At 60.0% G+C, this 15,937-nt stretch carries 10 protein-coding genes; 4 read left to right on the top strand and 6 right to left on the bottom strand.

Going from position 1 to position 15,937, the window contains the following annotated elements:
* Positions 1 to 425: 425 nt before the first annotated feature.
* Together rlmKL and G9Q84_RS10745 are read left to right on the top strand one after the other, a co-directional pair.
* Positions 426 to 2,693: a bifunctional 23S rRNA (guanine(2069)-N(7))-methyltransferase RlmK/23S rRNA (guanine(2445)-N(2))-methyltransferase RlmL gene (gene rlmKL, locus G9Q84_RS10750; RefSeq protein ID WP_032887613.1), complete on the top strand. Its 2,268-nt coding sequence runs from the start codon at positions 426 to 428 to the stop codon at positions 2,691 to 2,693.
* Between the two features lie 137 nt (positions 2,694 to 2,830).
* Entirely contained in the window at positions 2,831 to 5,227 is a 2,397-nt protein-coding gene (locus tag G9Q84_RS10745) for a sensor domain-containing diguanylate cyclase (RefSeq protein ID WP_099602944.1), read from the top strand.
* A 52-nt stretch (positions 5,228 to 5,279) separates the two neighbouring features.
* Here the strand turns inward: G9Q84_RS10745 and dacB are convergent, their stop codons facing one another.
* Positions 5,280 to 6,740 (bottom strand): D-alanyl-D-alanine carboxypeptidase/D-alanyl-D-alanine endopeptidase, encoded by a 1,461-nt coding sequence (dacB, locus tag G9Q84_RS10740; protein ID WP_032887618.1) that lies wholly within the window; start codon positions 6,738 to 6,740, stop codon positions 5,280 to 5,282.
* 238 nt (positions 6,741 to 6,978) lie between these two features.
* On the opposite strand from dacB, the gene G9Q84_RS10735 reads away from it, so the two are divergent.
* Positions 6,979 to 7,323 (top strand): YggL family protein, encoded by a 345-nt coding sequence (locus tag G9Q84_RS10735; RefSeq protein WP_016979277.1) that lies wholly within the window; start codon positions 6,979 to 6,981, stop codon positions 7,321 to 7,323.
* A gap of 37 nt (positions 7,324 to 7,360) precedes the next feature.
* Here the strand turns inward: G9Q84_RS10735 and G9Q84_RS10730 are convergent, their stop codons facing one another.
* Complete coding sequence (locus G9Q84_RS10730; protein ID WP_122757033.1) at positions 7,361 to 8,551, bottom strand: benzoate/H(+) symporter BenE family transporter; 1,191 nt, start codon at positions 8,549 to 8,551, stop codon at positions 7,361 to 7,363.
* 226 nt (positions 8,552 to 8,777) lie between these two features.
* Between G9Q84_RS10730 and G9Q84_RS10725 the strand changes: the two genes are divergently transcribed.
* Positions 8,778 to 9,542 (top strand): GntR family transcriptional regulator, encoded by a 765-nt coding sequence (locus G9Q84_RS10725; protein WP_181643282.1) that lies wholly within the window; start codon positions 8,778 to 8,780, stop codon positions 9,540 to 9,542.
* A 138-nt stretch (positions 9,543 to 9,680) separates the two neighbouring features.
* Here the strand turns inward: G9Q84_RS10725 and guaD are convergent, their stop codons facing one another.
* The 4 genes from guaD to xdhA form a co-directional block, all read right to left on the bottom strand.
* Positions 9,681 to 10,985, bottom strand: coding sequence for a guanine deaminase (guaD, locus tag G9Q84_RS10720; RefSeq protein ID WP_181643281.1), 1,305 nt, complete (start codon positions 10,983 to 10,985; stop codon positions 9,681 to 9,683).
* 7 nt (positions 10,986 to 10,992) lie between these two features.
* Positions 10,993 to 11,835 carry a xanthine dehydrogenase accessory protein XdhC gene (gene xdhC, locus G9Q84_RS10715; protein WP_181643280.1) on the bottom strand — a complete coding sequence of 281 codons (843 nt, stop codon included), beginning with the start codon at positions 11,833 to 11,835 and terminating at the stop codon, positions 10,993 to 10,995.
* Between the two features lie 123 nt (positions 11,836 to 11,958).
* On the bottom strand, positions 11,959 to 14,358 hold the full coding sequence (xdhB, locus tag G9Q84_RS10710) for a xanthine dehydrogenase molybdopterin binding subunit (RefSeq protein ID WP_181643279.1): 2,400 nt from the start codon (positions 14,356 to 14,358) through the stop codon (positions 11,959 to 11,961).
* Positions 14,351 to 15,799, bottom strand: coding sequence for a xanthine dehydrogenase small subunit (gene xdhA / locus G9Q84_RS10705; RefSeq protein ID WP_032887628.1), 1,449 nt, complete (start codon positions 15,797 to 15,799; stop codon positions 14,351 to 14,353). The genes xdhB and xdhA overlap by 8 nt, the downstream gene beginning before the upstream one ends.
* Between the last annotated feature and the right edge of the window lie 138 nt (positions 15,800 to 15,937).

Raw genomic sequence — 15,937 nt, 5'->3', positions numbered from 1 at the left:
GGTGTTGGCGTCGTTACGGCGCCAACCTGTGTTGAGTTCTAACCAATAGGTCACACGGATTCAATGATCGTTTTGTCATAAGCACGTAACGATTACGATGCTATAGCCATAAGCTGGGATGGCTTTTCGCCCCTTTTTTGAGGCAAAGCCAGCTATGATGCACCCTGCAAAGAGGATGGGTTTAATCCTTTAGTGAGAATGCTGGCCCGTTGCGGTCGGTTACTATTCGACGAAGGGTCGGAATATTTCTTTTTGTTGCTTAAAAAAATCACTCTGCCCCGTCAATAAAGGCTCAAGGGCCCGTCAGACGGGGTGGGACGGCACATTCGTGCCACGCGAGCACTCTTCGAGAAAAGTGCTTGATTGAAAACCGAACCGGCGATGCGTCGCCCGTTCATTTATTGCTGAAAAGCCTGGAATGCCCCATGTCGGACCGTTTTGAACTCTTCCTCACTTGCCCCAAGGGCCTCGAAGGCCTGCTGATCGAGGAAGCCGTCGGGCTTGGCCTTGAGGAAGCCCGCGAGCACACCTCGGCCGTGCGCGGCATGGCCGACATGGAAACCGCCTATCGCCTGTGCCTCTGGTCGCGCCTGGCCAACCGCGTGTTGCTGGTGCTCAAGCGCTTCCCGATGAAGGATGCCGAAGACCTCTACCACGGCGTGCTGGACATCGAATGGGCCGACCACATGGTCTCCGACGGCACCCTGGCGGTGGAGTTCAGCGGTCACGGTTCGGGCATCGACAACACCCACTTCGGCGCGCTGAAGGTCAAGGACGCGATCGTCGACAAGCTGCGTACCCCGACCGGCGAACGCCCGTCCATCGACAAGATCAACCCGGACCTGCGCATTCACCTGCGCCTGGATCGTGGCGAAGCAATCCTGTCCCTCGATCTTTCCGGCCACAGCCTGCACCAGCGCGGCTACCGCCTGCAGCAGGGCGCGGCGCCGTTGAAGGAAAACCTGGCGGCGGCGATCCTGATTCGTGCCGGCTGGCCGCGTATTGCTGCCGAAGGCGGCGCGCTGACTGACCCGATGTGCGGTGTGGGGACCTTCCTGGTCGAAGGCGCGATGATTGCCGCCGACATGGCCCCCAACCTCAACCGCGAACTGTGGGGCTTCACCACCTGGCTTGGCCACGTGCCGGCGCTGTGGAAGAAACTTCATACAGAAGCCACTGAACGTGCCGCCATCGGCATGAACAAAACCCCGCTGTGGGTGCGTGGCTACGAGGCTGACCCCCGTCTGATCCAGCCCGCGCGCAACAACATCGAGCGTGCTGGTCTGAGCCATTGGATCAAGGTGTACCAGGGCGAAGTCGGCACCTTCGAGCCGCGCCCGGACCAGAACCAGAAAGGCCTGGTGATCTGCAACCCGCCCTACGGCGAGCGTCTGGGTGACGAAGCCAGCCTGTTGTACCTCTACCAGAACCTCGGCGAGCGTCTGCGCCAGGCCTGCATGGGCTGGGAAGCCGCGGTGTTCACCGGCGCACCGGACCTGGGCAAGCGCATGGGCATTCGCAGCCACAAGCAGTATTCGTTCTGGAACGGCGCGTTGCCGTGCAAATTGCTGCTGATCAAGGTCAACCCGGATCAGTTCGTTACCGGCGAGCGTCGTACCCCGGAACAGCGCCAGGCTGAACGTGAGCAGGCTGTTTACGACCAAGCCCCGGTCGAGCCACAAGAGCGCCAGTACAACAAGAACGGCAACCCGATCAAGCCAGCCCCGGCTCCTGTGGTCGAGCAGGCGCGCCTGAGCGAAGGCGGGCAGATGTTCGCCAACCGCCTGCAGAAGAACCTCAAGCTGCTGGGCAAGTGGGCCAAGCGTGAAGGGGTGGATTGCTATCGCGTGTACGACGCCGATATGCCCGAATACTCCATGGCCATCGACCTGTACCACGATTGGGTGCATGTGCAGGAATATGCCGCGCCGAAGTCCATTGACCCGGAAAAAGCCTCTGCACGTATGTTCGATGCGCTGGCGGCGATCCCTCAGGCGCTGAACATCGACAAGAGCCGCGTGGTGGTCAAGCGTCGTGAGCGCCAGAGCGGCACCAAGCAGTACGAGCGCCAGAGCGCCCAAGGCAAGTTCACCGAAGTCAGTGAAGGCGGCGTGAAGCTGCTGGTCAACCTCACCGATTATCTCGACACCGGCCTGTTCCTAGACCATCGCCCGATGCGCATGCGTATCCAGAAGGAAGCGGCCGGCAAGCGTTTCCTTAACCTGTATTGCTACACCGCCACCGCCAGTGTGCATGCAGCCAAGGGTGGCGCGCGCAGCACCACCAGCGTCGACCTGTCCAAGACCTATCTGGACTGGGCGCGTCGCAACTTCTCCCTCAACGGGTTCTCCGACAAGAACCGCTTGGAGCAGGGTGACGTGATGGCCTGGCTGGAGGCCAGCCGCGATGAGTTCGACATGATCTTCATCGACCCGCCGACCTTCTCCAATTCCAAGCGCATGGAAGGCATTTTCGACGTGCAGCGTGACCACGTGCAGTTGCTGGACCTGGCGATGGCACGCCTGGCACCGGGTGGTGTGCTGTATTTCTCGAACAACTTCCGCAAGTTCGCGCTGGAGGAAAACCTCAGCGAGCGCTACACGGTCGAGGAAATCAGCGACAAGACCATCGATCCGGATTTTGCGCGCAACGCCAAGATCCATCGGGCCTGGAAAATCACCGCTCGCGGTTAACCAACAGCCTGAAGCCGCAAGCCTGGTTTAATCCGGTCTTGCGGCTTTTTTACGCTGGTCAAACTCTGGGCCGATAGCTATAACTTAAGGCCTAGCCAAAGTGACACCCCCGCACGCTGGCGTTGTGAGTGTTGCTTATGCCGATGCAAGCCGTTCGCCCGAAAATCCTAGGCTTTATCAGTGAACAGGCGTCGGCTTGGCTGGTGGCATTGGTGGTGTTTCTGGCGGGCTGTACCCTGACGCTCATCGTCGCCTGGGCGTCCTTCGATCTCTATCAACAACAGGTGCGCCAGCGTTTCCAGTTGCTGGTCAACGAGCGGTATACCCGCCTGCAGGAACGCTTCGAAGATCAGGAACAGCGCTTGAACAGCCTGCGGCGGTTCTTCGTCAATTCCGACGACGTGTCCCGTGAAGAATTCGATGGTTTCGCCCAGCCTTTGCTATTGCGCACCCGGGCCTACGCCTGGGCGCCGCGCGTGTCTCGCGATCAACGCAGCCAGTTCGAACAAGAGGTGTCCCGCCAGCGTGGTGCGCCCTTTGTCATCCGTGAGTTAAATAGCGCCGGAGAACTGGCCCCGGCGCCTGAGCGTGATGAATACGTGCCGGTGCTCTACAGCCAGACTCAAAGTCTGCTGGGCTCTCCATTGGGTTTTGATCTGCTGGCCCAGCCCCTGCGGCGCTCAGCCCTTGAGCGCGCACAAAAAAGCGGCAAGCTGGCGGTTTCCCAGCCCATGCAACTGGTAGGCGTTGAGCCTGCTTATGCCACTGGCGTATTGCTGGTGGCGCCGGTCAGTCACCTGTCCACTTCCGAGCAGTCCCAGCATGAGCCCTTTGGCTACGTGATGGCCGTGATCAGCATGCGCCAGTTAGTAGCTGACGGCTTGCCCAAGCCGGAACGGGACAACCTGGTGATGCAGATCGTCGATACCTCCGACCTACAGAAACGTGTGCTCTACGAATCGAGCAATAGCGTGGCAAACGGCGACCTGATCGGTGCGCGCCGTCTTACCTTGGGGGACCACGTTTATGCCCTGACCCTGCGTCCGAGCCAGGTGTTCGACCAGACTAACCATTCTTCGTTGATCACGATCCTGACGATGGGCGGGTTGCTCAGCCTGTTGCTCAGCGCTTTGCTCTATGTGCTGGTGAGCCAACGCCAGCGCGCCGTGAAGCTGGTGGAACAGCGTACCGTGCAGTTGCGCCTGCGTGAGCAGGAGTTACGCGGTGCCCATGGCCAACTGCGCAGCGTGCTGAATGCGGCGACCCAGGTCGCCATCATTGCCACCGACTTACGCGGCGTCATCAACACCTTCAATGCCGGTGCCGAACAAATGCTCGGGTTCTCAGCCGAGCAGGTGGTGGGTAAGTTGACCCTGGAAAGCTTGCACTTGGCGTCGGAACTGGAAGCCCGTGCAGCTAGCCTGAGCGTGGCCTTGGGCAAGCGAATCCCTGCCAGTCAGGCGATGCTGGTCGAGAGCCCGGATAACCTGCACGAAGCCCGGGAATGGACCTTGGTGCGCGAGGATCGCAGCCAGTTGACTGTGAACATGCTGGCCACTGTGTTGCTGGATGATCACGGTTTGTGGATCGGGCACTTGGCGATTTACCTGGACATTACCGAGCAAAAACGCGCTTACGAAGCATTGGCGGCCCGTGACCGCCTGCTCAAGAAACTCAGCGCCCATGTGCCCGGCGGTATCTTCCAGTTCACCCTGGAGCCCCGCGAAAACTGGCGGTTCATCTATGCCAGCGATGGTATGCGCGACATTTATGAAATCGAAACCGGTGTGTTGCAGCAGGACGCGAAGAAAGTTTTCGAGCGTATCCACCCGCTGGACGTGGAGCGGGTACGAGCCTCGATTCGCCTGTCGGCGTTGCAGTTGAGCCATTGGCGCGAAGAGTACCGGGTGCAGTTGCCACAACGGGGTCTGCGCTGGATTCGCGGCGAAGCCACACCGGAAGAGTTACCGGGTGGCGGTACGCTGTGGCATGGCTACGTGTCGGACATTTCCGATTTGAAGCGGGTTGAAGAGGAGCTACGCGCACTGTCCATCACTGATTCCCTGACCGGAATTCACAATCGCCGCTATTTTCAGGACCGACTCAGGGCCGAGATGGTGAGGCTCAATCGGACCAGCGGGGCATTGTCGGTGATCATGCTCGATATCGATCACTTCAAGCGCATCAACGACAAGCATGGTCACGCGGTCGGCGACGCGGTGTTACAGGAGTTGTGCAAACGCATCGGCCAACGCTTGCGTCGTTCCGATGTTTTCTGTCGGCTGGGTGGCGAGGAATTCATGGTGCTTTGCCCCAACACCGGTGGCGAACAGGCCTACAGCCTGGCGATGGAATTGTGGCAGTCGCTGCGCAACGAGCCTATGGAAGCGGTGGGCATCGTCACTGCCAGCTTTGGTGTGGCCAGTTGGCGGATCGACGAAGGCATTGATGGGTTGTTGCTGCGCGCCGACTCGGCCGTTTATGTAGCCAAGCAGGCGGGCAGGGATCGGGTAGAGGCGACGCCGCTGTGTTGAGTGACCTTTGTGGTGAGCGGGCAAGCCGCTCACCACAGGCCCCAGTTCAGCGTCAGAGTACTGGGGCTGAAGCCGCCAATTTAGGTTGGCGATACAGGTCCAGCAGCACCTGATCCAGCACCGACGAAGCGCCCCATGGCTTCGGATCGTTGAGAATCGCCACCACCGCCCAGGTATTGCCGTTGTTGTCGCGGCTGAACCCGGCAATGGCGCGTACGGTGTTCAAGGTGCCGGTCTTGACGTGGGCTTCGCCGCGCATCGCAGTGGTCTTCAGGCGTTTGCGCATGGTGCCGTCGGTGCCGGCAATCGGCATCGAACTGATGTATTCGGCAGCGTAGGGGCTTTTCCAGGCGGCTTGCAGCATCGCGGCCATCTCGCGGGCGCTGACCCGTTCGGCACGGGACAGCCCGGAGCCGTTCTCCATCACCAGATGCGGTGCAGTGATACCTTTTTTCGCCAGCCACTGACGCACTACGCGTTGCGCGGCCTTGGCGTCGTCGCCGTCGGCATCGTTGCGAAACTGCGCGCCCAGGCTCAGGAACAACTGCTGCGCCATGGTGTTGTTACTGTATTTGTTGATGTCGCGGATGATTTCCGCCAGGTCCGGCGAGAATGCGCGGGCCAACACCTTGGCATCCTTGGGCACGGGTGCCTGGATATCACGGCCCTGGATGCTGCCGCCCAACTCCTGCCAGATTGCCCGCACGGCGCCGGCGGTATAGGTGGCATGGTCGAGCAGCGACAGGTACGTCTGGGAGCTGCAGCCGTCGCCCAGTTGGCCACTGACGGTGACCGTCACGCTGCCATCGGCGGCAGTGACCGGGTTGTAGCGCACGTCGCCGGTGCATTGCTTGGCGTTGGAAACCTTGACCTGATTGTCGATGCGAATACTGGCGATCGGCGGCTCCACCGATACGATCACACGGCCTGAGTCGTTGCGGGTCACAAAGCGCAGGGCCTTGAGGTTGACCAGCAGGGCGTCGGGCTTAACCAAGAAGGGCTTGTTCTCGTCGTTGCCGTCGTCATTGAATTCCGGCAGTTGTGGCGGGATAAAGAAGCCACGGTCCAACACCAGGTCGCCAGTGACTTGCTGTACGCCATTGGCGCGCAGGTCGCGCATCAGCAGCCAGAGTTTTTCCATGTTCAGCTTGGGATCACCGCCGCCCTTGAGGTAAAGGTTGCCATGCAACACGCCGCCGCTGAGGGTGCCGTCGGTGTAGAACTCGGTTTTCCACTGGTGGTTGGGGCCGAGCATTTCCAAGGCGGCGTAGGTGGTAACCAGCTTCATGGTGGAAGCGGGGTTTACCGAGACGTCAGCGTTGAAGACGGTGGGGGTGCCAGGGCCGTTCAGGGGGATCATCACCAGTGACAGCGCGGTGTTTTGCAGCTTGGCTTTGGCCAGGGCCTGCTGAACATTCGGGGGGAGGGTGTTATTGACTGGGGCAGCTGTGGCGCTGAGGGCCAGTGGCAAGAGGAGACCGGCTAGCAAGACTGAACGTAAAGATTTGATCATAAGAAATGAAACCCTACTGCTGAGGAGGGTGAAAAAGGCGAGGGGTAAATAGGAAAAATCCCTCATTGGTCATGAAAGTGTCGGCATTATGCCCCAAGGTGGGCGCGCTTGTGGCTGAACCATAGCTGGAAATCAGCGTTTTTTTTACAGGCAAAGTGCCGCCTGTCCCAGAGAGTCGGGCAATCGTCGCCTTAAACTGCTAAAGTGCCGCCCGTTATTACTTATGAGGATTGTTCCAATGGCGACTAACCGTTCCCAGCGTCTGCGCAAAAAACTGTGCGTTGATGAATTTCAAGAGCTGGGTTTCGAACTGAACCTGGACTTCAACGAAGGCCTGAGTGAAGAAGCTATCGACGCTTTCCTCGAAGCATTCATTAAAGAAGCCATGGAAGCCAACGGTCTGGGCTATGTCGGCGGCGATGACTTCGGTCTGGTTTGCCTGCAGAAGCGTGGCTCGGTCTCCGAAGAGCAGCGCGCTGCTGTTGAAGCCTGGCTGAAAACCCGTTCCGAGCTGACCAAGGCTGAAGTCAGCCCGTTGCTGGACGTGTGGTATCCGGAAAAGCCGATCAACGCGGCTAAGTGATACTGAAAAAAACGGCGACCTGAGGGTCGCCGTTTTTTTATGCCTTGCGCCAGTTCAGAATCAGCAGCGTCAATACCCCCGCCACAATCCCCCAGAACGCCGACCCGATGGAAAACAACGTCAAGCCTGACGCGGTGACCATAAAGGTGATCAGCGCCGCTTCCCGTTCCTTCGGCTCATTCATGGCGATACTCAAGCCGTTGATGATCGAGCCAAACAACGCCAATGCCGCAATCGACAGCACCAGCTCCTTGGGCAATGCTGCGAACAATGCCGCCAACGTGGCGCCGAACACGCCTGCAACCCCGTAGAAAACCCCGCACCACACGGCCGCGGTGTAGCGTTTGTTGTGGTCTTCGTGGGCATGGGGCCCGGTGCAGATGGCTGCGCTGATCGCCGCCAGGTTGATGCCATGGGAGCCAAAAGGTGCCAGTACCAGCGAGGCCAGGCCGGTGGCTGTGATCAGTGGTGATGCCGGCACGTTGTAGCCGTCGGCGCGCAACACGGCGACGCCGGGCATGTTTTGCGAAGTCATTGCCACCACAAACAGCGGAATGCCGATGCTGATCGTCGCGGCCAGTGAGAAGTGCGGCGTGGTCCAGACCGGCGTCGCGACTTCCAGGTGGAAGCCGCTGAAATCCAACAGCCCCATCACCCCGGACAGCGCGGTGCCGATCACCAGCGCGGCCAGCACCGCATAACGTGGCGACAGACGCTTAATGATCAGATACGTGAAGAACATCCCCAGCACCAGGCCGGTGCGATGCTGCGCGGCAACGAAAATCTCGCTGCCGATCTTGAACAGGATCCCTGCCAATAAGGCCGCCGCCAGTGAGGCAGGAATGCGTTTGACCAGTTTTTCAAAGCTGCCGGTCAGCCCGCAGATCGTCACCAGCACCGCACAGGTGATATAGGCACCGATGGCTTCGCCATAACTCACGCCGCCCAGGCTGGTGATCAACAGCGCCGCGCCAGGCGTGGACCAGGCAATGGTGATCGGTGTGCGATAGCGCAGGGACAGGCCGATGCTGCACACCGCCATGCCGATGGAAATTGCCCAGATCCATGAGGAAATCTGCGCGGTGGTCAAGCCGGCGGCTTGTCCGGCTTGGAACATCAGCACCAGGGAACTGGTGTAGCCGGTCATCATCGCAATGAAACCCGCGACGATGGCCGATGGAGAAGTGTCGGCCAGCGGGCGCAAAGGCGCTTGAGTGGCTTCGGTCATGGAGAGGTGTTCCTTTTACCTGGGTATTTGCCGGTGATGGCGCAGATTCAAGCCTAAACTCAAACGTAACTAGTCATTGCAATACAGCCGCCGGCGCAATCAGCCGTACAGTGTGTTGGCGCATTGGGTTGTGTACAATGTGCCGTGTTTTTAGGTGATACTTGCCAGCGACCCTCGCTTGCCGTATTACCGTTAATTCGCCGCCGTTCTCCAAACCCGAGTGCCCATGAACGAACAGTTGCAACCTCTCAAGAAACAACCGCGAGCCGGCAAGGCCGGTCGCAGCGGAACCCAGGACGATATCGTCTATGCGCATATCTTCGAGGCCATCCTCGAACAACGCCTGGCGCCCGGCACCAAATTGAGCGAAGAAGCACTGGGCGAAATCTTCGGCGTAAGCCGCACCATCATTCGTCGCGCACTGTCGCGCCTGGCCCATGAAGGCGTCGTGCTGTTGCGGCCCAATCGTGGCGCGGTGGTGGCGAGTCCAAGCGTGGAAGAGGCGCGCCAAGTGTTCCTGGCACGGCGTCTGGTGGAGCGGGCGATCACCGAGTTGGCGGTGCAGCATGCTACCGCCGAACAACTGGCCGAGCTGCGCCAGATGGTCAACGACGAGCGCGACAGTTTCTCCCGTGGTGATCGCGGTGCGGGTATCCGCCTCTCCGGCGAATTCCACCTCAAGCTGGCCGAAGCGGCAAAGAACGCGCCGCTGATCAGCTTCCAGCGCAGCCTGGTGTCCCAGACCTCACTGATCATCGCCCAGTACGAAAGCGGCAACCGCTCGCACTGTTCGTATGATGAGCACACCCAGTTGATCGACGCGATTGAAGCGCGGGACGCGACACTGGCGGTGAATTTGATGATGCATCACATGGATCACATCGACAGCAAGCTCAACCTCGACGAGGAAAGTGCGTCGGATGATTTGCATGCGGTGTTTTCGCATTTGCTCCAGACCAAAAAGCCGGTGCGTTCTTCGGTCAAACTGTAATTTCCCCGTTTCACCCGGAAACAAATGTGGGAGGGGGCTTGCTCCCGATAGCGCTGGATCAGTTAACACATGACTAACTGAACCACTGCCATCGGGAGCAAGCCCCCTCCCACGTTTGGTTTTGTGTAGCGGTTGAGATCAGCGTTGGTGCACGAGTTGGCCGGCAGCGTAGGTCTGCAACACCGTCCGATCATCCCCCAGCGTCATCAACACAAACAACGTATCGGCAATGTTGTTCGCCTGTTTCAAGCGATAGCTGAGCAGCGGCGTGGCGTTGTAATCCAACACCAAAAAGTCCGCATCCGTGCCCGGCTGCAACGTGCCGATCTTGTCCTCCAGGCGCAGTGCACGCGCTCCGCCGAGGGTCGCCAGGTACAGCGATTTGAACGGGCTCAACCGCGCCCCTTGTAGTTGCATGACCTTGTACGCTTCGTTCAACGTTTGCAGCAGCGAGAAACTGGTGCCGCCGCCCACATCAGTGCCCAGGCCCACATTCAACTTGTGCTTCTCGGCCATTGGCAGGTTGAACAACCCACTGCCGAGGAAAAAGTTCGACGTCGGGCAGAACGCTACCGCCGAGCCCGTCTCTGCCAGCCGCGCGCACTCGTCATCACACAGGTGCACGCCGTGGGCAAATACCGAACGCTCGCCCAGCAGGTTGTAGTGGTCGTAAACATCCAGATAGCCTTTGCGCTCCGGGAACAACTCCTTCACCCATTCGACTTCCTGCTTGTTCTCACTGATGTGCGTCTGCATGTACAGGTCCGGGTACTCGCCCAGCAGTTGCCCGGCCAATGCCAGTTGTTCCGGCGTGCTGGTCGGTGCGAATCGCGGCGTGACGGCATAGTGCAGACGGCCCTTACCGTGCCAGCGCTCGATGAGCGTCTTGCTTTCCTGGTAGCCGGTTTCGGCAGTGTCGGTGAGGTAGTCCGGCGCGTTGCGGTCCATCATCACTTTGCCAGCGATCATGCGCAGGTCGAGTTTCTCGGCCGCTTCGAAGAATGAGTTCACGGACTGCGGATGCACGCTGCCGAACACCAGCGCCGTGGTGGTGCCGTTGCGCAGCAGTTCCTTGATGAAAATATCCGAGACTTCGTCGGCGTGGGCCTTGTCGGCAAATTGGCTTTCACACGGGAAGGTGTAGGTGTTGAGCCAGTCCAGCAACTGCTCGCCATAAGCACCGACCATGCCGGTCTGCGGCAGGTGGATATGGGTGTCGATCAGGCCTGGGGTGATCAGCGCGTCCTGGTAATGGGTGACTTCGATGTCGGCCGGCAGGGTCGGCAGCAGGTCGCCAGCATGGCCGACAGCGCTGATCTGGCCGTTGTCGATCACCAGCAGACCGTCTTCGAAATACTCATAGGACGCTTCGATCCCAACGATGGCGGGGTCGGCGATGCTGTGCAGGATGGCGGCACGGTAGGCTTTGCGAGTCAAAGGCATGGTTATCTCAATTCGTGGCTTGGCTGCGGCGTGACACCGGCAGCAATTTGGCAATGGGTTCGGCGCTCGCGGTGTGCTGGCCGAAATTAGCGTTATAGGTGGCGATGATTTCGCCGGCGATGGAGATGGCGATTTCTACCGGTAATTTGCCCTTCACCTCGGTGAGGCCCATGGGGCAGCGCATGCGTTGCAACTGCGCGGCGTCGAAGCCACGGTCACGCAGGCGGTGTTCAAACTTGACGCGCTTAGTCTTGGAGCCAATCAGGCCGAAGTAGGCGAAGTCATTGCGCTTGAGCAGGGCGGCGGTGAGTTCCAGGTCCAGCGCGTGATTGTGGGTCATGACGATGCAATAACTGCCCGCCGGCAAGTCGGCAATTTCGTCGACCGGTTCTTCGCTGACGATTTTACGCACGCCCTGGGGGATATGTTCCGGGAACTCCTGATCGCGGGAATCGATCCAGCGTACCCGGCACGGCAGGCTCGCCAGCAAGGGCACCAGCGCGCGGCCGACGTGACCTGCGCCGAATACCGCAATCTGCGCCTGCACCTGGCCCATCGGTTCAAACAGCAACACGGTGACGCCACCGCAGCACTGGCCCAGGCTGGCACCGAGGCTGAAGCGCTCCAAATGAGTGTTTTGCTGGCCGCGCGCGAGCATCTCGCGGGCGATCTGCATGGCCTTGTATTCCAGGTGCCCGCCACCGATGGTGTCGAAGGTCTGCGCGGCGCTGATCACCATCTTCGAACCAGCATTGCGCGGCGTGGAGCCGAGTTCTTCGATGATGGTCACCAGTACGCAGGGGTCGCCTCTGTTTTGCAGGTCGGCGAGGGCGCTGATCCAGTTGTTCATGTTTACCTCAACATTACTGTTGTCAGTCAGGCCGCTATTGGGGGCAAGCCCCCTCCCACATTTGAGGGTATTCACAGATCAAAATGTGGGAGTGGGGCTTGCCCCCGATGGCAGCGCCTCGGTCTAGAGCGAAGCCATCTCGGTATCAGCCTCAACCACCTTCGCAGCAGCCAACTTGCGCATCTGCTCACACCCCCACAACACTCGCTCCGGCGTCGCTGGCGCATCGATTTTCGGCTGATGGCGATAGTCACCCAGACTCGCCACCGCATCCTTGATCGCGCACCACGAGGCAATCCCGAGCATGAACGGCGGTTCGCCCACGGCCTTGGAATGGAACACTGTGTCTTCCAGATTTTTGCGGTTTTCTACCAGCTTCACCCGCAGATCCAACGGCATGTCCGCCACCGCCGGGATCTTGTAGCTGGCCGGGCCGTTGGTCATCAGCTTGCCCTTGTTGTTCCACACCAGCTCTTCCATGGTCAGCCAACCCATGCCCTGGATAAAGCCGCCCTCCACCTGGCCGATGTCGATGGCCGGGTTCAGCGAGGCGCCTACGTCATGCAGGATGTCGGTGCGCAGCATTTTGTATTCGCCGGTCAGGGTGTCGACGATCACTTCGCAGCAGGCTGCGCCGAAGGCGAAGTAATAGAACGGCCGCCCGCGTGACTGGCTGCGGTCGTAGAAGATTTTCGGGGTCTTGTAGAAGCCGGTGCTCGACAGCGACACCTGAGCGAAGTAGGCCTGCTGGATCAGTGCCTCAAAGGTCAGGATCTGGTCACGCACGCGCACATGGCCGTTGTGGAATTCAACGTCCGCCTCGCTCACGTCGTATTTGCGCGCCGCAAATTCCACCAACCGTTGCTTGATGGTTTCGGCGGCATTCTGCGCGGCTTTGCCGTTCAGGTCCGCGCCGCTGGAAGCGGCGGTCGGCGAGGTGTTGGGCACCTTGTCGGTGTTGGTGGCGGTGATTTGCACGCGGTCGATTTCCACCTGGAACACTTCGGCCACTACTTGCGCCACCTTAATGTTCAAACCCTGGCCCATCTCGGTGCCGCCGTGGTTCAGGTGGATACTGCCGTCGGTGTAAATATGGATCAGCGCACCGGCCTGGTTCAGAAAGCTGGCGGTGAACGAGATGCCGAACTTCACCGGTGTCAGCGCCAGGCCTTTCTTCAGGATTGGGCTGTGCGCGTTGTACAGGCGAATCGCTTCGCGGCGCTCGGCGTATTGGCTGCTGGCCTCCAGTTCGGCGGTCATCTCTTCGAGCATGTTGTGCTCGACGGTCTGGTAGTAGTGGGTGACGTTGCGCTCGGTCTTGCCATAGTAGTTGGCCTTGCGCACCGCCAGCGGGTCCAGCGCCAGATGGCGGGCGATGGCGTCCATCACTTCTTCGATAGCGACCATACCTTGGGGCCCGCCGAAGCCACGGTAAGCCGTGTTGGACGCGGTATTGGTCTTGCAACGATGGCCGTTGACCGTGGCATCGCCCAGGTAATACGAGTTGTCGGAGTGGAACATGGCACGGTCGACAATCGAGTTGGACAGGTCCGGCGAGCAGCCGCAGTTGCCGGCCAGCTCCAGGTTGATCCCGTGCAGGCGGCCGCTGTCGTCGAAGCCCACGTCGTATTCGATATAGAAGGGGTGGCGCTTGCCGGTCATCAGCATGTCTTCCACACGCGGCAAGCGCATTTTGGTCGGCTGTCCGGTGAGGCGCGCCACCACTGCGCACAGGCAGGCGGGGCTGGCGGCCTGGGTTTCCTTGCCACCGAAACCACCGCCCATGCGGCGCATGTCGACGACGATTTTGTTCATCGACACATCGAGTACTTCGGCTACCAGTTTCTGCACTTCGGTGGGGTTTTGTGTGGAGCAGTAGACGATCATGCCGCCGTCTTCGGTGGGCATCACCGACGAGATCTGGGTTTCCAGGTAGAAGTGTTCCTGGCCGCCGATGTGCAGAGTGCCCTGGATACGGTTTTTCGCCGTTGCCAGTGCGCCTGCCGAATCGCCGCGTTGATGGGTATGACTGTCGAGCACAAAGTGTTTTTTGCGGTAGGCCTCGACCACGTCCAGCACCGGTTCCAGGTCTTCGTATTCGATCACGGCGGCCATGGCGGCTTTGCGTGCGGTGTCCAGGTCACGGGCGGCAACCGCCAGTACCACTTGGCCAACGAACTGCACGGTATCGATGGCCAGCAGCGGGTCGCCGGGCATCAGCGGGCCGATGTCTTTCAGGCCCGGTACGTCTTCGTGAGTGATAGCGATGCGCACACCTTCGAAGGCGTAGCAGGGCGCGGTGTCGATGCTGATGATTCGGGCGTGAGCGCGGTCAGACATGCGCGCATACAGGTGCAACTGGTTGGGGAATTCCAGGCGGTCATCGATGTACTGCGCCTCACCGCTGACGTGCTTGGCGGCGCTGTCATGCTTGACGCTGCGACCGACTCCGGAGGTCAGGTCCTGGGCGAACAGCTCGGCGAGTTCGGCCTGGGTTTTTTCCACGGCGTGATGGTTAGACATAAGCGGTCACCCGAGTCTCGATGTGCGGCGTTTGCAGTTCGATGAAGTATTTACGCAGCAGGTTTTGCGCGCTGAGCAGGCGATATTCCTTGCTGGCGCGGAAGTCCGACAGCGGCGTGAAATCCTGGGCCAGGGCGGCGCAGGCTTTCTCCACGGTGGCGGCGTTCCAAGTGGCGCCGACCAATGCGGCTTCGCAGCTTTTCGCGCGTTTTGGTGTCGCGGCCATGCCGCCGAACGCGACGCGTGCCTCACGAATTACGCCGTTGTCGATCTTCAGATTGAAGGCTGCGCAGACGGCGGAAATGTCATCGTCCAGGCGCTTGGAAACCTTATACGCACGGAACAGCGTATGGCCCTTGGGTACGATGATTTTCTCGATGAATTCACTGTCCTGGCGGGCGGTCACGCGGTAGTCGATGAAGTAGTCTTCCAGAGCCAGAGTGCGGCGTACGTCGCCCTTGCACAGCACGATCTGCGCGCCCAGGGCGATCAGCAGTGGCGGTGAGTCGCCGATGGGTGAGGCGTTACCGATATTGCCGCCCAACGTGCCCTGGTTGCGGATTTGCAGAGAGGCGAAGCGGTGCAGCAGCTCACCGAAGTCCGGGTATTCGTGATGCAGTGCGGTGTAGCAGTCAGAGAGGGCGGTGGCGGCGCCTATTTCCAGGCGGTCGTCGAACGATTCGACGCGCTTCATTTCTTCAATATTGCCGACGTAAATCATCACTGGCAGTGTGCGGTGAAACTGGGTGACTTCCAGCGCCAGGTCGGTGCCGCCGGCCAGCAGGCGGGCTTGGGGGTAGGCGTCATAGAGGTCGGCCAGGTCGGCCACGGTCAGCGGCACCAGGCAGCGTTTGTCGCCGCTGTTGAGCTCGCCCGTTTGGGTCGGCGCGATGGCTTTGAGGCGTGCAATGGTCTCGGCCTGGCGGCTGTCGAACTGATCCTGGGGCTTGTTGCAGCAGGCCTGTTCGGCGGCTGCAAGAATCGGGCGGTAGCCGGTGCAGCGGCACAGGTTGCCGGCCAGGGCTTCATGGGCTTTCTGGCTGTCGGGAGCGTCGCTGTTCTTTTGCAGGGCGAACAGCGACATCACAAACCCTGGAGTGCAAAAGCCGCATTGCGAACCGTGGCACTCAACCATGGCTTGCTGCACGCTGTGCAGTTGGCCTTGGTGCTTGAGGTCTTCGACGCTGATCAGTTGTTTGCCGTGCAGCGACGACACAAAGGTCAGGCACGAGTTAAGGCTGCGATAACGAATCTGCTCGACGCCTTGATCGTCGCGATGCAGCTCGCCGACCACCACGGTGCACGCACCGCAGTCGCCGCTGGCGCAGCCTTCCTTGGTACCGGATTTGCCCACGTGCTCACGCAGATAGTTGAGCACGGTCAGGTTGGGGTCCAGGGCGTGCTCGCTACGGAGTTCCTGGTTGAGTAAAAACTGGATCACGGAAGGCCTCGCAGACTCATTATTGTTGTTAACCGCTTTTCGCCGAATCTAGTCATGTCTGACTTTTCGGTCAATGATTTTCTGACCAGCAGGTCAAGAAAATGCGATCGCAACACTCTCAATTATGGTCCAGTCTTT

The organism is Pseudomonas sivasensis, assembly GCF_013778505.1.
Lineage (GTDB): Bacteria > Pseudomonadota > Gammaproteobacteria > Pseudomonadales > Pseudomonadaceae > Aquipseudomonas > Aquipseudomonas sivasensis.
Note: the sequence above shows the minus strand (reverse complement) of the source record. Positions and strands in the feature narration are given on the sequence as shown.